The sequence below is a fragment of the Paenibacillus riograndensis SBR5 genome (assembly GCF_000981585.1).
Classification (GTDB): Bacteria; Bacillota; Bacilli; order Paenibacillales; family Paenibacillaceae; genus Paenibacillus_AQ; species Paenibacillus_AQ riograndensis.
This window is the reverse complement of sequence record NZ_LN831776.1, coordinates 2,741,615-2,759,102: the sequence shown is the minus strand read 5'-3', so window position 1 is coordinate 2,759,102 and position 17,488 is coordinate 2,741,615. Positions and strand designations below refer to the sequence as shown.

Annotated in this window: 16 protein-coding genes; 3 read left to right on the top strand and 13 right to left on the bottom strand. The window is 50.8% G+C overall.

The window, feature by feature from the left end; all coding sequences use genetic code 11:
* Positions 1 to 50 precede the first annotated feature (50 nt).
* Positions 51 to 1,031 carry a BtrH N-terminal domain-containing protein gene (locus PRIO_RS11140; RefSeq protein WP_020428377.1) on the bottom strand — a complete coding sequence of 327 codons (981 nt, stop codon included), beginning with the start codon at positions 1,029 to 1,031 and terminating at the stop codon, positions 51 to 53.
* A 2-nt stretch (positions 1,032 to 1,033) separates the two neighbouring features.
* On the bottom strand, positions 1,034 to 1,585 hold the full coding sequence (locus tag PRIO_RS11135; protein WP_020428376.1) for a PadR family transcriptional regulator: 552 nt from the start codon (positions 1,583 to 1,585) through the stop codon (positions 1,034 to 1,036).
* 240 nt (positions 1,586 to 1,825) lie between these two features.
* Between PRIO_RS11135 and PRIO_RS11130 the strand changes: the two genes are divergently transcribed.
* The 3 genes from PRIO_RS11130 to PRIO_RS11120 all read left to right on the top strand — a co-directional run bounded on the left by PRIO_RS11130 (position 1,826) and on the right by PRIO_RS11120 (position 3,886).
* Positions 1,826 to 2,704 carry a hypothetical protein gene (locus tag PRIO_RS11130; protein ID WP_046502333.1) on the top strand — a complete coding sequence of 293 codons (879 nt, stop codon included), beginning with the start codon at positions 1,826 to 1,828 and terminating at the stop codon, positions 2,702 to 2,704.
* A gap of 327 nt (positions 2,705 to 3,031) precedes the next feature.
* Positions 3,032 to 3,472 (top strand): 3-hydroxyacyl-ACP dehydratase FabZ, encoded by a 441-nt coding sequence (fabZ, locus tag PRIO_RS11125; protein ID WP_046502330.1) that lies wholly within the window; start codon positions 3,032 to 3,034, stop codon positions 3,470 to 3,472.
* Positions 3,473 to 3,706: 234 nt separating this feature from the next.
* Entirely contained in the window at positions 3,707 to 3,886 is a 180-nt protein-coding gene (locus PRIO_RS11120; protein ID WP_020431951.1) for a hypothetical protein, read from the top strand.
* Between the two features lie 89 nt (positions 3,887 to 3,975).
* Here the strand turns inward: PRIO_RS11120 and gtfA are convergent, their stop codons facing one another.
* The 11 genes from gtfA to PRIO_RS11065 all read right to left on the bottom strand — a co-directional run bounded on the left by gtfA (position 3,976) and on the right by PRIO_RS11065 (position 17,445).
* Entirely contained in the window at positions 3,976 to 5,445 is a 1,470-nt protein-coding gene (gene gtfA, locus PRIO_RS11115; protein WP_020431950.1) for a sucrose phosphorylase, read from the bottom strand.
* 13 nt (positions 5,446 to 5,458) lie between these two features.
* Positions 5,459 to 6,415 carry a carbohydrate kinase family protein gene (locus PRIO_RS11110; protein ID WP_046502327.1) on the bottom strand — a complete coding sequence of 319 codons (957 nt, stop codon included), beginning with the start codon at positions 6,413 to 6,415 and terminating at the stop codon, positions 5,459 to 5,461.
* Positions 6,416 to 6,453: 38 nt separating this feature from the next.
* Entirely contained in the window at positions 6,454 to 7,302 is an 849-nt protein-coding gene (locus PRIO_RS11105) for an AraC family transcriptional regulator (RefSeq protein WP_020431943.1), read from the bottom strand.
* 119 nt (positions 7,303 to 7,421) lie between these two features.
* Entirely contained in the window at positions 7,422 to 8,549 is a 1,128-nt protein-coding gene (locus PRIO_RS11100; protein WP_046502324.1) for a sialidase family protein, read from the bottom strand.
* Positions 8,550 to 8,615: 66 nt separating this feature from the next.
* Positions 8,616 to 9,491, bottom strand: coding sequence for a carbohydrate ABC transporter permease (locus PRIO_RS11095; protein WP_051010687.1), 876 nt, complete (start codon positions 9,489 to 9,491; stop codon positions 8,616 to 8,618).
* Between the two features lie 12 nt (positions 9,492 to 9,503).
* On the bottom strand, positions 9,504 to 10,397 hold the full coding sequence (locus PRIO_RS11090) for an ABC transporter permease (RefSeq protein ID WP_020431934.1): 894 nt from the start codon (positions 10,395 to 10,397) through the stop codon (positions 9,504 to 9,506).
* Positions 10,398 to 10,534: 137 nt separating this feature from the next.
* Positions 10,535 to 12,124, bottom strand: coding sequence for an extracellular solute-binding protein (locus PRIO_RS11085; protein WP_020431932.1), 1,590 nt, complete (start codon positions 12,122 to 12,124; stop codon positions 10,535 to 10,537).
* Positions 12,125 to 12,309: 185 nt separating this feature from the next.
* Positions 12,310 to 13,200 carry a 4-hydroxy-tetrahydrodipicolinate synthase gene (gene dapA, locus PRIO_RS11080; RefSeq protein WP_020431930.1) on the bottom strand — a complete coding sequence of 297 codons (891 nt, stop codon included), beginning with the start codon at positions 13,198 to 13,200 and terminating at the stop codon, positions 12,310 to 12,312.
* Between the two features lie 63 nt (positions 13,201 to 13,263).
* Complete coding sequence (pdxA, locus tag PRIO_RS11075) at positions 13,264 to 14,268, bottom strand: 4-hydroxythreonine-4-phosphate dehydrogenase PdxA (protein WP_039790652.1); 1,005 nt, start codon at positions 14,266 to 14,268, stop codon at positions 13,264 to 13,266.
* Positions 14,268 to 15,629 carry a four-carbon acid sugar kinase family protein gene (locus PRIO_RS11070; protein WP_020431927.1) on the bottom strand — a complete coding sequence of 454 codons (1,362 nt, stop codon included), beginning with the start codon at positions 15,627 to 15,629 and terminating at the stop codon, positions 14,268 to 14,270. The genes pdxA and PRIO_RS11070 overlap by 1 nt, the downstream gene beginning before the upstream one ends.
* 64 nt (positions 15,630 to 15,693) lie before the next feature.
* Positions 15,694 to 17,445: a PrpR N-terminal domain-containing protein gene (locus tag PRIO_RS11065; RefSeq protein WP_020431925.1), complete on the bottom strand. Its 1,752-nt coding sequence runs from the start codon at positions 17,443 to 17,445 to the stop codon at positions 15,694 to 15,696.
* Positions 17,446 to 17,488 lie beyond the last annotated feature (43 nt).

Below are 17,488 nucleotides of genomic sequence, written 5' to 3'. Positions count from 1 at the left end.
AATATTGATATAAACAGATTCATGATAATGGAAGCGAACGTGTAAGGCTATCACAACAATAGCTCCATGGCTGCGCGTTCTTTATCCGCAATCTCGAGCAACAGCTTAGACGCACGCACGAGCTCTTGGTGCTCACCTGTTCTTCCTGCATGGTCGATTGAAGCAGAGACGCTAACCCACATTGGAGCGATCTCTGTAAACATACTGTGGGCTTGTTCGATCCTCGGGTCCTCCAGCCGATCAGCACACTCTCTCAAATAATCCCTATACAGATTCCGGAATAAAGCGCCGCCGGTTCCCGCCCGCTCCATCAGCGTTGCGGTAAGACATAAGTCATGTTCGAAATTGTTGCTGCGGGAAGGCCACTTCAGGATTTCATTGCTCATTTTAACAATACCTTTATTGCCAATATTCCCAATGGGCGGGTTCAGATAGTCATGCGCATTCATGGTCAAGGATTCGCGTATAGCAGGATCAAGCGGAAGCAATACGTCGTTTGACTCGATCGTAAAGGAGCGATTCCGGGAGCTCATGGGTCCCTTTGCATTTCTGGCAGCGGCCAGGCTGGTCAAACGCGTCTTCACAAGTCCACCCTGTTGTCTGGTGTCCGCCATGTAGGCGTATTCGTCATCTATACCGTAAAGTACCGCATAGTGACCGGCGAAGTGCACTTTGTTCTTAAAATAATCCAAGTAATAGGCATCTAATTTAAGCCCAACCGGAATGCCGTGTTCGATGCTGCTTCGGACGTTCTGCCACGCCTTATTGACGGACGAGGTTTCTTGATATCTGACGTTCAAGCCGAGTCGTTCGGCGAGATGAGCGGTCAGTTTATCCGGTTTTACCCTTCCTCCGATGAAGGGGAAGTCCATTCCCTTCGAATCCCAGTATATGAATCCAAGCCCTTGCCCGAGTCCGAACAACATCGGCTCAGACAAGCGGACCCCCGCATATTGCATTAAATTGCCCACGGCGGTTGTTTCGCAATGTTCGCCTTGATAAGGAATGAAACCTTCAATAAATTTGACCATGTCTACGCCTCCTCCAATAATTCATGTATTAAACGGCTAACGAACGCTTGCTCGCTCTCGATTAAGCTGAACGGATGCAAGAACAACGCCCTTACGTTCAGCGGCAAGCTCGCTCCGCCTTGTGATTCGTACTTCTGTCTTATTTTTATCGAGGCTTGTCCAAGAAAATCCAGCCGTTTCCGTAAAGCAATGACGGCCTCTTCCTTCCCGATATGGGGCAAAGCGGCCAAACCGAGATCGAAGCGGTTGTCACGCTCCCGTGTAGACGACAGACTATCAAGAATTTCATTTCTCAGCTTACGTATACCCTCTTCGGTAAGGACAAACCGGGTCGGCGTCGGCCCCTTGCCGGATTTCTCGTCGGCTGTCTCAGGTGAGATCCAACCTTTATCGCTAAGTTTCTTCAATCCCACATATATCGAAGTTGTACCGATATTCGCCCATTCTTTATACCCCCGCTGCTCGACTAACTTCATAATATCGTATCCGGAAGCTTGACGATATTCCGCGATCATTTGCAGGAGCATAAATTCGACATTCGACAATGTATGCATAGAGAGTCTCCTTATCTTAAGTATTTCATGCGTGTAATATAACATAGGTGTAATAAAAATTCAATAACCGGATCTGCTAGAAAACTACAGCTATGATTGGGTCGGTATTTAGAGAAACATTATTTAATAATAAGCGTCTAATAAGAAGAGAAAAAGGATAATAATGCCATAAGTGGCTTTGCAGATCATTAGAACATAGGAATTCCCAGCTGTAGTCCTTGAAAGGGTGGAAATCGGGAGATGAATAAGATCGCTAGTTTTTCTATTATTTTATTGGCCTTGACATCTATACTGGGTTGTAACAACAACGCTGATGTAAAAGTAGCAACCAATCAAAGTAACGTATCTCAAAATAATGTATCCCAAAGTAAAAATGGGAATTCAATTCCTCAAAAAGTTAAGGACAATGAGGCTGTAGGAAGGAATTCGTTTGATTCTTCGATATATTATGCCTCAGAAAACAATCCAACAATAAAGAATTCTGATAACCAAATTGTTTGGAAAGAAGGGAATGTTGTGCTTACCGCCGCGATTTCTAAGGCGGAGGGGGAACAAGTTTCCCAATCCAATACAGTGATTAGCTCTATAACAGTAGAAAGCAGTAACGGAAAGTATATTATTGACCTTGATAAAAAACCATTAGGTATTCAGTCGGTGGGCTTATCTAAAAACAACCAGTTAGCTGTTCATGTAAGAGATCATGAAGGATCAAGATTAATACTATTAAGTCTTTCAAGCGGAAAACAGATCGTGCTGAACGACCTTCCCAATAAAGAGGCTTTTAGTGAAAAAATAGATAGTTACAATTGGTCCCCTGATGGGAATACCATTGCTTTTGGCATTGGTGATATAGGTTCCAGTTACATTGCATTGTACAATACAGAGGATAAAACCTTTTCGAATCTTTCTGAGAAAGACTTTACACTGATTACATCGGTAGTTTGGCATAAGGACGGTCAAGGTTTCGATTTTTTAAGTCAGACAGATGATACTAAGAATCCTGTAATTCTTTACCAGTATACATTAAAAGATAATTCGATCAGCAAGGTGACGGATAATCTCACTGAAAACGAACAAGCAACCTTAACCACAAAATTTTTACCAGTAAAAATAGAATAAATAATATGTAAATAAAAGCAAGAATAAGGATGGGCTTCAGTCCATCCTTATTCTGCTTCTTCGATTAACTTTCAGTGATAGTCACCTTTCCAGTGCCTCCACCCAATGTTGAAAGAACATAGATCAAACTAGCTTGGTCATTATTCTAAAGTCTTACGCAGCCATGTGTCGGACGCAGCGGATAAGAAATGGCTCGATTGTTCAGAGAAAATAAAGTATTAGACTGGCAGGCATTTCATTAAGCGAACGGGAATGTCAGTTTAATAATGGCTGATTTCTCCAAATGACGTTAGAATGGTTATAAGCCAATATTTGAGGAGGAAATCAATGCTTGATATTAATCAAATTAAAGAGCTTATTCCCCATAGATATCCCTTTCTTTTGGTCGATAGAATCTTAGAAATTGTTGAGGGAAAGAAAGCCGTTGGAATCAAAAATGTGACTTTCAATGAACCTTATTTCCTTGGTCATTTTTCCGATTATCCTGTCATGCCTGGAGTCTTGATTGTAGAAGCACTGGCACAGGTGGGTGGTATCGCTATGTCCAATGTAGAGAGAAACAACCATACGATAGGGTTACTGACTGGTATTGATAATTGTCGGTTCAAAAAGCAAGTAAAACCAGGGGATCAGCTCCATCTTGAATTCGAAGTGACCCGAACCAAGGGACAGATTGTCAAAGGAACAGGCATCGCAACGGTAAACAATGAAATGGTTTGTGAAGCAGAAATAATGTTTGCATTTAATTCTATTGAGGCATTCAACTAATGGGATACAATTGGAAGATTGAACTAACGGAAAACGTTAGTCCAATAATCCAGTGGCCATATCTCGAGGGATTGCTTATTGTAAAGTCCTGATTCATGTTTTTCTCTGCAACTGGCAGGATGTGACTGGAGTTCGTTGCTGATTTATGAGGCGGGCCTTCTCGCATAGTTCTCTATGATGAGACGCATACTATTGGGGTGATTTGCCATATATGATGAGGAGGCGCTAAAGTTTATGTCCAATAAAAAAAGTTACTATGCATTTGAGGATCCCCAGGGCATTACAATTGAATTTCAAGCCACTAGCTTACAACAAGCCATGGTGGTTAAAAAGAAGAAGGCTCAAGAACTCGGGATTCCTAAAGAGGCTTTTGAACTTACAAGCATACGCAAGAAACCAAGCCAGAGCGCATAGCCTTTTTCGAGTGGTTCCAGGAGAAGCCCATCCCGAAAAATCTGACCGCCACTTACATGAAGAGTTTGGATGCGGCAGGGAGCCCTTCATTACACCTCAAACTGAACACTCATCCCTTCCGTCTCCACGTAATCAATGACCGTCCGGTTAGTGCTCAGGTCAATATACAGTGTGCAGCGCAGATCACCCTTGGTCCACTCCAGCCGGACCTCATTACTTGCCGCTTCCAGTACGCGGAAATCGCCGTTAAAGGCGCCGTATTCGTTGCGGAACCGGATCAGCGCAAGAAGACGCTGGACTGCGCTTTTGCCAAGCGCCTGCTCAATCTCGTCTATACTGAAGTTATGACGGTTGATTTCCCGCCCTTCTCCTGTGCGGCGAACTCCTTCTTCATCGTTCTCTCCGGCCAAAAGTCCGACGTAATACACCTGCGGGATGCCCGGAGCGAAGAACTGGATGGCACGGGCCGCCAGATAAGCGTCATCATCGCTGTTCAGCACGGAATAGTAGGAGCAGCGGACCTGGTGCACATCGAACCCGTCCTCAGCCTTATGCTCATCGGAGACGATAAGGCTCAGGTTGGAGCCGCGTTCAAGACAAGTATCGACCAGCCTGCGCGCTTCCTTCGTGTCGATCAATCCGTCGAGATCGGGCTTGACGGGGATGCCGTCATGGCAGTCCAGCATCGTGAACTGCTTTGCAGGACGCGTGGTCAGGTATTCCTTCAGCGCTTCTGCATTTTTATTGACGAGAGTATCGAGAATGCGGTAAGGCAGGATGAAATCATAAATCCAAAAACCGTGCTCCGCCAGTTTATATTGAATGCTGTAGTGGGAATGAACCTCCGGCAGCAGCTCGATATCCAGCGAATCGGTCACCTCCTTGATCCAGTCCAGAAAGCCGTAAATTTCAGGCTCCACGAAGAAGCAGCTCGTGCCCAGCTTCTTGATGATGTAGCCTACGGCATCCAGCCGCACAATCTTGACGTTGTTGTTACGGAAATTTTCAAAGATATCGGCCAGCAGACGTTTTACCTTGTCCGAATGAATGTCGAGGTCAATCTGTTCCGAAGGATCGGTTTTGCCGAAAGTCGTCCACACCTTCTCCTCTTCACCCGTCTCTTCAATAGTGAACGTGGAATACGGCAAGGGACGGCGGAGAAACATTTTGTCGATATCGGCTTGAACAGGCTGTCCGCCTGCCCAGATTTTGTCGAGTGTCAGGAATAAATCCGCGTAGGGCGAGCGTCTTCCCTGCCTCAGGAAATCCTGAAAATACTCCGACTGCCGGGAAATATGATTGACCATCACATCCAGCAGCACATCATGTTTCGCCCCGATCGCCCTAATGTCCTCCCAAGCACCGAATGCAGGCTCAATCTCAAAATAAGTAAGCGGAGCGAATCCGCGGTCTCCCGAGGAGGGAAATGGAGGAAGGATATGAATGCCGCCCTTGAAAATATCTGAAAAATGCTCATCCAGCACGTGGTTTAAGGTCTGCAGGCTCCCGCCCAGCGAGTCGGGATACGTAATTAGTTGTACTTGATTATGAATTGCCATTACTCTCGCCCTCCTAGATTTGGTACCTCGTCTTGAATGTCTCAAGTGCCGGCAGCTCTACGACCGCCCCCGTATATTGCAGCTTGTACGCGCTGACCGCCAGCCCGAACTCCAGCGCTTTGCGAACCGGATACCCCTTGACGAGCGCCGTATAAAAGCCGGACCAGAAGGCATCTCCTGCCCCTGTTGTATCTGTCACCTGCGTAGCCAGAGTATCGAACTTCACTGTTTCCTGACCGTTGGAGACGAGCGCGCCGTCCTTGCCCAAAGTCAGAATGACCAGCTTCACGCCCAGATCCAGAAACTTCTGCATCTGATTCTCCGGGGTGTCTTTCCCGAACAGCCGCTCGGCATCGTCTTCCGACGGCTTGGCGATATCGACAAGGGGAAGAATAGATTGGATATACTTAACTCCGTCCTCCCCTTTCTCCCAAAGCGCCGGATGGTAATTGGGGTCAAAGCAGACGAGAATCCCGTTCCGGCGGGCGTCCCGGATCACTTGCTCCACCGCCGATCTTACCGGCTGCCTGGACAAAGGCCAGCAGGAGAAATGGACGATCTTCGTCCGGAGAAGGGCTGTGCGCAATTCCTCTGTGTAGGCCAACCGGTAATCGGCTCCCCGGTAGAAGATCGGGACCGGTGTGGACCTGCTCTTGGTCACGACCACCAGGCTGGTTGCTTCGTCCACACGCTGAACGCAGCTTGTATCCATCTCAACTCTTCTCAAATGCTCCACCAGAAATTGTCCAAGCCCATCCGTCCCCACCGTGGATGCCACAAGCGGGCGGATGCCCAGCCGCTTCGTATTCATGGCGATATTGGCCGGCGAGCCTCCAAAATACCGGTGGTACGTGCCGTTCTCAAAGGAATCGCCGTAATCCCCCGGTATCATGTCCACCAGCAGTTCCCCAACAGTTAAAAGATCCAGGTCTTTCTCTTCAAATTTCACGTTATTATCAAAATCAAACACGGTTATTTCCCCCATTCATGTATAGATACGGCTTTGGTTCAGCGTTCCTGGTTGTGTTTCTTGTAGGACATGGGAGAGGTTCCCGTTACATTTTTAAACAGCTTAGAGAAGTAGAGGGAATCCGTTATGCCGACGGAAGCCGAAATCTCCTGAATGTTGAGGCCTGTCTTCTGCAGCAGTACTTTGGCGTTCTGGATACGGATTTTGCTGATATATTCCGGGATGGACATACCGGTAATCTGCTTGAAGTAACGGGAAAGGTAGGAACGGCTGTAGTTGACGTGCTTGCACAATATATCAACATCAATATGAATGTAATAATTTTGCTCAATAAAAAGAACGGCCTGCTGCACCACGCTTTCGGAGCCTGTCCGCTTGCCGGCCTCGCCGTAATGCTTCGCGCCCTGCTCAATCAGGTGAAAAATATGCAGCAGATAGCTGATGCACAGCAGCTGCCCGTCCCCCGCTTCCGGGAGCTCCTGGATCAGCAGCAGCATTTTATTAATAATGGTATGCGTCGCAATTCCCTCCAGGCAGCAGTGATTAATATCCAGACCCATCAGGCTCAGATAGTAGGGAATATGCTGGCCGTTGAAGGAGACCCACATGATTTCCCACGGGTCTTCGGGGTCGGCATAGTAAAAATGCTTTTCCCCGGGAAGCAGGATAAAAATGTCTCCCTGTTTCAGCATTTTGTTGACATGATCGCCCTGGGTTAAATAACCTTTGCCGCTGAGGACAAACACCATTTTATAAGTCTCCAGGACGCGGGGGCCTACGACATGGTCTTTGCCGCACTTCCGGTGACCGGCCCAGGTAATGTAGGCGGACTGCTCCATTTGTGTTTTTGTCGGTGTGTAAAAATGCTGTACAATATGATCTTTCATTTCTGCTTCACCCCAAAAAAGTTGCCATAAATTGAGCCTCTCACTGTACCGCACCGCTTTTTCTTTGTCAACCGATCAAAAAAAGCCCCAAAAGGGGGCTCAGCCCGGCAGCAGTCCGGTTATTCGGCGCCGGTAACCCACTGCTCCGTGAAGGAGACAAACTTCATCGTGCGGCGGTTGCCGAAGGAATAGGCTGCATGCAGACTTCCGTCCGCGGCCTGCATCATGCATGGATACTCGTAGCGGCGGTTGCGGATTAAGTTTTTGTGGCCGCTGAAGCCTTCACCTGTCTCCACATGGCGGCGGTAAGGCCACGTTCTGCCCTCGTCCTCTGAAATGGCTACAGTAACAGGGCAGCGTTCAAACGGCCAGACGGTAATATCCGGCTTGTCGTTGAAGCGCAAATCATTGTAGATGACGGCGAGCTTGCCGCTCGCAAGCTTAATGGCGGAAATGCTGGAGTTGTTGTTCGGCAGCTCGGTGCGCACCGGTTCCGTCCAGGTCTCCCCGTTGTCGTCCGATTTCGCAAAATAAATATTGTCCGCTGAGCGGCTGCGGAAGAGCCCGATCAGCTTCCCGGGCGCTATCTCGATCACGTTGCAGTGCACGCGGCCGCGGCTGCCGGGAACCTCGACATTGCGCCACGTGGCGCCTTCATCGTCGGAGATGTTCATGACCGTAATGTCGCTGCCGTTGCGGGTGTCGTCATTGAAGCAGATCCAGTTCTCAAAGATCCATCTTCCGCTGGAGAGAATCTGGATTTTCTGGCGGCAGAACGAGCCTTCACGCGAGAACATCACCTCCGCCTTCCCCCAGGTCTTCCCGTTGTCCCTGGAAACTTTACGGTAAATCTTGGAGGTGTACTGCAGGTTGAACTCCGGCGACTCGTCGCCCGTACGGGCCCGCTGGGCAGTGTACACGACCCATAATTCGCCGTTCGGATGAAGAAACAAGGACGGGTTTTGCTCACTGAAGCCGTTGTCGTCGGAAATTCTCACAGCAGGCGTCCAGGCGTCCGAACCGGCGTTCAAACGGGACATCACGATGCTGACATCCGAGTTGCCTTCATCCGAGCCGGCAAACCAGACGCAGAGCAAATCGCCATTAGGCAGCTCCTGCAGGTCGCAGGCATGGCTTGATTCGAGATCGCAGGGCAAAAGGGATTCCACCAGTCCGAGGCGGCGGTTGAAATACAGCTTTCCGTCTTCCGTAAGGTCGTTTAATTCGAGTATCGGATGATTTAACATAATGTTCGCTCCTTATTTTAACAAATTGCAGGAAATGGCCGGGCGGCTCCTTGCAGGCAAACGAGCTTACTTCACGGAACCGAGCAGAATCCCCTTCTTGAAGTACTTCTGCACAAACGGATAGACCAGCACGATGGGCACCATCGCTACGAAGATAGCCGCAGCCTTCAGGTTGCCGGGATTCAGCATAATGCCGTCCTGGATAATCGTGCGGAAAGCCGTATTAGAATCGCCCGAACTGATGACAAGTTTTTTCAGCATAACCTGAATCGTCTGCAAGTTGGGATTTTGCAGATAAATGAGCGGCATCAGATACTGGTTCCAGATAAACACGGCGTAGAAGACGCCGATTGTGGCCAGAATCGGTTTGGAAATGGCGAGAAAGACGCGGCTCATAATCTGGAAATCGTTGGCGCCGTCGATTTTGGCTGCTTCCTCAAGCTCAACCGGCAGGCCGTCCAGGAATGTTTTTGTAATAATCAGAAACTGCACATTGATCGCATTGGGAATGATCATCACCAGCCAGTTGTCCACAAAACCAAGCTTGTTCAGGACGATATAGGCCGGAATAATTCCCGCTTCAAATACCCAGCTGAACACGAACAGGCTCATAATCAGAAAGCGGCCTTTAATCTGCTTACGGGACAATACATAGGCCGTCATATATGTCAGCAGAAGTGCAACAACCGTGCCGACCACCGTATAGATGCCTGAATTCAGCAGCCCCCGGAAAATCCCGAGCTTCGAATTCGTCAAAATATATTGATAGGCTTCAAAGTTAACGTTCTTCGGAAAGAACGCGACGTCCCCTGAGGCGATGCTTCTTCCGTCACTGATGGAAAGAAAGAATATATACAGGAAAGGATACGTGCAGACAAGAGCGATCATTAGCAGAAAAATATTGTTGCAGATGTCGAACAGACTGATCTTCGTTCTCATCATCCTTCTCCTTTCTCAGAATAGCCGCGTATCCGAATATTTAGTGGACAGCTTGTTGGTACCAACAACCAGAATGTAGGCGACAACGGATTTCAGCAGATTGACTGCCGTGCCGTAGCTGTATTCCGGGAATCCCGTGCTGGCGAAAGCCAGGCGGTATACATAAGTCTGAATGACGTCGGCCGTCTCATAGACGCTTTGATTGTACATGAGAAGAATCCGGTCCAGATCGACCGTAAAAATGTTGCCGACGCTGATAATCAGCATGATGGCAATTGTCGGCTTAAGGGAAGGCAGCGTGATGTGAAGCATTTGCTGAAAGCGGCTGGCGCCGTCCAGCGAAGCCGATTCATAAACGGATGGATCAATAGCCGCCATTGCAGCAATATACACGATGGCCGAATAGCCGAAGGTCTGCCATACCTGAAGCAGCACATAGTTGCTGCGGAACCATCCCGGTTCAGCCACGAAATAGATCGTATCCAGGCCAAAGCGGGCCAGAATATCGTTAACAAGGCCGGTGGAAGGCGAGAGCAGCGTGTACAGAATGCTGACCATAACGGCTGAAGAAATGAAATAAGGCAAAAAGCTTAGCGATTGCACGCTTCCTTTGATCCAGCGGACCCGCACCTCGTTCAGCAGCAAGGCGAACAGAATCGGAATGGGGAACGTGAACAGAAGGGAATAGAAGGCGAGAATGATTGTATTTTTGACAAGGGTCCAAATATACGGGTCCTCAAAGATACGTTGAAAATGTTCCAGACCGACAAAGGGACTGCCCAGCACCCCGCGAAAGGCGCTGAAATCTTGAAAAGCGATAATCATGCCGCCCAGCGGAGCCAGTTTGAACAATACCAGGCTGATCAAACCGGGCAATAGCATGAGCAGCAGCAGCTTGTTCGTATTCATATAGGCGAGAAAACGGCGTATCCTCGTTTTTTGGGGAAGAGGGGTCATTCTTTCACTTGTTATCACTTTCTCCACCACCCATTTGCTCTGTATTGTACCGCCGTCCCTTGGGAGGATGGCGCGGCCGGCACTGCTGTTTATTTATACATTGCGTCGTAAGCTTCTTGCTGGAGGGCTACAATCTTCTTGTACCCTGCCGTTTCCATTTCGCCGAGGAAGGTGTCCCATTCACTCATTGGGCGTTTGCCGTTGACGAATTCCGTCACTAGTGAGGTAACAGCCTCATTGACCTTGGCGGAAAGGTCAGCCAATTGTTTGGCCTGATCAGCCGTGTACGTCACCGTTACGCCGGTTTTCAAATTTTCGTCCGTGAACAGCTCATGTGCGGCATTGTGTACAAGCTCGGTGTTCCAGGAGTAGAACGCGTCGTTGTCTACCGGCTTGACGAATGTGAGACGGTCGTTGAGGAAAGACCAGCGCGGCTCTCCGGCAGGCGTTGCTTCCTGCTCCGAGAAGTCCACGATGTACTGCTTATTTCCGCCCTCATCTTTATAGCTTTCTCCTTCAACACCCCATGAAACAAGCGTCTGGCCTTCGTCGGAATAGAGGTAATCCAGGAATTTAATAATCGTTTCCGCCTTGTCTTTACTGTTCGTGTTAACAACCATCGCTCTTAAGGTGTTGTACTGGGTTTCTGTTGTCTGCACGGAAGGTTTGCCGTTCAGGTCTTTCAGATAAGGCAGGATGGCAATATTATAGTCCGGATCATTCTCCGGTCCTCCGTTATCCATGAACCACGATGGACGGGTCAGGTGGTCATAGCTGATGGAGCCTTGTCCTGTCAGCATTTTCGATTCCCAGCTTTCCTCCGTGCCGGAACCTGCCACCCATTCAGGATCGATCAAGCCTTCACTATAGAGTGTTTTATACCACTCCACCATTTTCTTGTACCCGTCGGAATACAGGTCAGTGCCTGTTTTACCGTTGGCGTATATACCTTTGGATATGCCGTCATCGAAGTTCGCGGCTGCATTGAATACGCTCTGGAAGCGGAAATAGTGTTCACGGCCGACCATCGGATAGTAGTTTTTATTATCCTTGCCGTAATACGCTTTCAATTTGCGCATCACATCGGTCAGCTCGTCAATCGTCTGCGGCGCCTTGGTAATGCCGGCCTTCTCAAAATGATCGGCGCGATAGAAGATGAAGTCTGCAAAACGTGGAGCCTCGGCAACCAGTCCATAGATATGTCCTTCTTTATCGGTAATCATGGTTTTATAGGTTGGGTTCTTTTCAATATAACTCTTGATATTAGGCCCGAATTTATCAATATAAGGAGCCAGATCGACAAACGCGCCTTGGGCGCCGTATACGGTAGCCTGCGAAACGGAAACGATGCCTGAATCAGGGAAGGTGCCGCTAATAATTTTCTGGTCAACGGAAGCGTAGTACTCATCGTCGTTGGAGCCGCCGGGAACAAATTCGACTGTCGTGCCCGTTGCCTTTTCCACATAAGGATACCACTTGTCCTCCTTGAGCCAGTTAATAAATTTATCATGCATCAAATAAGAAAAGCTGCTGCTTCCTTCCGTACCCCCGTTTCCGCTGTTTCCGTTGTTGGCGATGTTGGCAGTGTTCGTTTTTGCATTTTGTGAGCAGCCGGCCAGTACGGACCCTGAAGCAAGCAGAGCGGCAAAGACTAAATAAAACGCTTTCTTTTTTCTCATTATTGGTTCCCCCTCATAGTGTAATTTGAAATACTAGGAGTGTCGATATGACTAGTATCTCACAACCCAAGACTAATTTTAATGCAAAAATAGCTATAACTCATGGAAAATTGTGCATAAAATCTTATTTGTGCTACTTATATTAAAAACATGTTGCAATTTGCAATGTTATTGGCAAAAAAATTTTACAGTAAGTCTCTCTCCGCGTAACCGGCCACCATACGGCGCACTTCCTCCAGCGCCTGAGGTGTCAACGGAGCCACAGGCCGGCGGGCCGGGCCTGCCGGCAAACCGATTTCGTCCAGCACAGCTTTCAGCACGGAAGGCAGGGTGCCAAGCGCGAAGGCTGCCCGCAAATCACGGAGGACGCGCTGTGCCTGCTCTGCCTGCTCATATTCGCCGCACTGCCAATGCTCATAAATCGCCACTACCGTAGACGGGAAAATATTGGCCGTTGCTGCAATAGCCCCCGTGCCTCCTGCCATGAGTGTGGACAAGATGAGTGAATCGGTTCCGGCAAGCACAGAGAAAGATTCCGGTGTGTGGTCGATTAATTGCAAAATGTTATCGAAGCTGCCGCTGCTGTCCTTGATGCCAACCACATTCGGCAATTCCGCCAGCTTGGCCACAGTCTGCACGCTGAGCGTGTTGCCTGTACGGGCAGGAATCGTATACAGCACGAGGGGCAGCGATGTCTCTCCCGCTACGGCTTCAAAGTGGTATTGCAGCTCCGGCTGCGTGTAGGTCAGAAAATAAGGCGTAATCACGGAAAGGGCATCCGCTCCCGCCTGCTCCAGTCTTTGCGCAAGGCGGCGGGTCTCGCCCGTTCCGGCACAGCCTGCTCCGGCATACACAGGCACGCGGCCGCGCGCCTCATGGATGACGATTTGCGCTACCGTCAGCTTTTCTTCAAAAGAAAGATTAAAGAATTCGCCATTGGTTCCCAGGCAAAAAAGTCCATGCACTCCGGCGTCAATATAACGGTTCACCATCTGCCGCAGCGCCTTCTCGTCGATTTCCTCCCGCTGATCCAGCGGAGTGACCATCGCAGGTATAATTCCCTTCACTTCCAGCATTGTCCTCAGCCCTTCCCTGTTATCTCAAAATATAAGGATTTTTGTGTGCCCCAAGGATTACGCTTAAACTGCCTGCCGCGGTGCCAGCTCGACAGCGGAGCGGAGCGCCGCCAGCATGCTTCGTTCATCCGCAATGCCCTTTCCGGCGATGTCAAAAGCCGTGCCATGATCAACGGAGGTACGGATGATGCCGCCCTTCAGGCCAACGGTGATATTGACACCGGCCTCAATGCCAAGCACCTTGATCGGCGTATGCCCCTGGTCGTGGTAGCAGGCGACGACGATATCAAAGTCTCCCCGCATGGCCCTATAAAAAAGAGTGTCCGCCGGAGCGGGACCATATACTTCCATCCCTTCCGCCCGCGCTTTTTCTACGGCCGGAAGCAGTTTCTCTTCTTCCTCCCCGTTTCCGAACAAGCCGTTCTCCCCTGCATGGGGATTGATGCCGCACAGGGCGATGCGCGGATGCTCATTTCCTGCTGTTCGCAGCACCTGATCCGCGAGCTTCAGCACATTGTACGTCCGCTCTGGCGTAATCATCTCCACTGCCTTGATCAGCCCGACATGGGTTGTCAGGTGAATAACCTTGAGCCGGTCAGTGGACAGCATCATCGAGAAATCTTCCGTTTCAGTCAGCTGGGCCAAAATTTCGGTATGTCCGGGGTAGAGATGCCCCCCCTTGTGCAGCGCTTCCTTATTCAGCGGCGCGGTACAGATTGCCTGGACTTCACCGGCCTTAGCCAGCTCAACGGCCTTGGCAATATAATGGAACGCCGCATTTCCCGCCGCGGCAGACAATTGCCCGAAAGGCACAGTGTCCGGCAGAAGATTCAGGTTGATGCAATCAATGATTCCTTGCTGGAAAAGCGCCTCCGCGACTCCCGCTACCGGGTGAATTCCCGTATCACTCCGGCCGGTGACGGCGGCTGCCCGCTTCAGTGTTCCGGCATCGCCGATGACAACCGGCCGGCACATCTCGTAAACATCAGGGTGCGATAACGCTTTCACAATAACCTCAGGCCCAATACCGGCCGCATCCCCCATAGTAATGGCAATAATCGGCTTCATCATGTCACGCCTTTCTGCAGAGCCTTCACGGAGCGGACCAGTACCTGATCGCTTCCGAAAGCCCCCGCTTTCGTAATAATATATCTGCCGGATTCGCCCGGCGTCCGCCCGAGCGGGACTCCGTTCTCCACCTCATCAATGAGCTTGATCTCCACATCGCTTAAATGGCGGCAGACCTGCTTCGCGGTATCGCCTCCGGTCAGCACCATATGGCGGATTCCGCATTCGGCGATAATATCAGCAGCCACCCGGCCAAGCGCGGCGCTGATGCGCTTGCCCACTTCCGTAGCGCTCAGGCCGCTGGCGCGCCCAAGCTTGCGGACCCGGTCGACCTCGTCCGGATCGCCCGACGTATAGAGCGCCACATGCTTCCCCTCCCGGGAGATGATGCCGGTTACAAGCTCGCGGACCCGGTTCAATTCCATCTCGCATGAGCTTGGGAAGAGCAGCTTATCCGACTCAACGACGATAGCAGAAACACTGTCCTCCTTCACCAGTTCGGTTAGCTGGCGGCGGGACCACGGGTTGACGCTGCCGACGACAATAAGTACACAATTCGTATCGTAATACACGACATTATCGCAGGATGCTGCCTGTTTATTGCCTGACTTATTTAATACAACACCCGCTTGCTCCGGGGCTTCTCTCAAGCTGCGGAGAATTTGCCCCGTCAGGGCGCCTGCCAAACCCGCTGACCCGGCCCAAACAACTTTCGGACGTCCCGGTCCTTCGGGAAACAAAGAAGCGATCAAGGCCAGATCCTCTTCACGCTCCGCGTCGAACACCAGATAGGGAATGCCTGACTGGCGATACCCGGCAATCAGTTCATCAAGCGCAGCACGCTCTCCTCTCAGCTGTTCCAGCGAAATAAGGGCTGCCGGATAACGGCTTTGCCGCTCAAGAATGGCAGAGAAAGCCGATTCCGTTGCCGGATGCTTGGGATCACAAGCCATCTCTGTCTCGTGCAACGGCATCCCGTTCACATACACAATTCCGTCCGCCAGCGTGCGCCCGACCCTTGGAAAAGAAGGGGCGATGACAACAAAATCAGGCTGCAGCGTCTCATAGACGGCGTCCAGCTCACTGCCGATATTTCCGCGCAGCGTGGAATCAAACTTTTTGTAGATGACAGGAGAGGAAGCTTCTCCGCGGCGCCCCAGAAACAGGCATACATCCTTGACTTTCTGATAAGCCTCCAGGGGAGGAAGAGAGCGGCTGTCGGTATCAAACACAACAGCCTCCTGTTTCCCCCCGCCCGTCTTCAGCTCAAGCAGTACAGAAGTGGCCAAGCCCTGACGGGCCATTTGCACCCCTGTATCATTCGCCCCAGTCAAGTCATCCGCGATGACGGCGAAGTTCATTTTCTAACCCCCTCCATACAACAGCAATCATACAAGTACGGCAGAACGCTGCTCAGCCGCCCTGTCAGTCTTCTTTTAATTTGCGCCACAGGGTCGAGCGGTTGATGCCAAGCCGCTTGGCAGCCAGCGACTGGTTCATGCCCTCCTGCTCCAGCACGGTCCGGATGATGTCCCGCTCAATGTCTACCAGCGGCTGACGCAGGTTCAGTCCTTCTCTGCCGGGCGCCGGGGCCAAGCCGCTGCGGGCTTTCCGGCTTCCTTCCTCCAGCATCGCCAGCGCTTCCCGTTCAATGAACGGCCCCTCCGCCGCGGATACAAAGAGCTCCATTACCGTGCTCAGTTCGGTAAAATTACCTTGCCACGGATGCGCGAGAAGCGCATCCATCACTTCCCCCCGGATACCGGCAATCTGCTTGCCCTGGCGTTCGTTCGTCCAGATCAGGCAGGCGCGGATGCTGCGTTCCAGCCATGGCGTATCCCGCAGGGCCGGAAGCGAGATTCTCCGGTTCTGAAAGCTGCGCAGCAGCTTACCGGCCAGCCGTTCCTCCTCAGCGAGCACCCCCGGGTCCCTGTCAAACAGAAACACCGTCTTCATCTTGCGCTTGATAATGAACTCAGCCAGCTCCCGCTGTTGCTTGGCAGACAGCATCTCCGCACCTTCTATGGCGGTGACGCGCCCGCCGCCGTACAGCATCAGCTCCATCATGGCCTTCAGCACCTCTTCCGACGACCTGCGGATATTGAGGTACAGGATGCCGTCCCTTGATTCGGAGAGGGCAGCGTTGATGACGTAACGCTTGCGCCCGCTGCCTTTTTCCCCGTATACGGCTATGGGATAAGCCTGAAAGTCCGTCTTCTGCCCGTCTTCTTCCTGATGGGAGAAAAAGGGGGCTTCCGCCAGAAGGTAACTGGCCGCAAGACCGCTGTGTTCCGGCTCTTCCTCCGATGCGGTCAGCATATACAGCCGGCGTTCATCCGCGGCAGGAAGCAATTGCGCCCGCAAATACAAACCCTGCTCAGGCTCATAAACGGATGTCGCCCGGTCAAAGTCTGCCCCCCGGCCGGCATCCCTGAGCATTTCGCGCAGACCCGGGTACATGGTATACAGCGTATCTGCCGTTTCAGGAAGCCTCAGCAGTTGCTTGAACAAAGGGTTGGCGAACTCCAGCTTGCCGCCTTGGTCCGCTACCGCATATCCGCCCTGCAGCTTGCCCAGCATTGCCTCGTACATTTCATTTTTTATCTTCAGCTTCTCGGCCGATTTATAGAGCTGTCCTGCCCGCGAGAACGCTTCCATTAAAGACTCTTTGCCGGAGGTGATTAACACGCCCTGCAGACCGTTCTCTGCCGCCATTTTGACCGTAATGCTGTCGCCAATGACAACCTGGATGCCCCTCGCCTTGGCGTCTGCCAGGGCAGCGCCGACTTCCTTCTCCTGATGGATAACCGTGTATGAAATATCGACCTCCATCAAGCTGGACACGGACATAAAGCCTTCGATGATATTGGGAAATCCGATCATTTCACATTTGGCGCTATATCCTTTTACCAGCGTCAGGATCCGCAATATGTCGAATCCGGAAATGGGAATTTCCACAACCGGCAGGTAGGAATGTTTTTGCAGCAGCTTTGCCGTCCCGCCTCTGCTGATAATGACATCGTAACCCTCCGTGTGAATGCGGCCGATCAGCGGCAGCACCCTCGACAGATCTCCATGCTCCACTACAATTTCAAACTCCAGCAGCTCATTCTGCAGACTTAGCGTTAATTCGGATAACCCCGGGTAAGGAGCAATGACGATTGTTTTAATTTTCATGTAACTATTCATCCTTGTTTTTAATGCCATTATAACCCAGCCG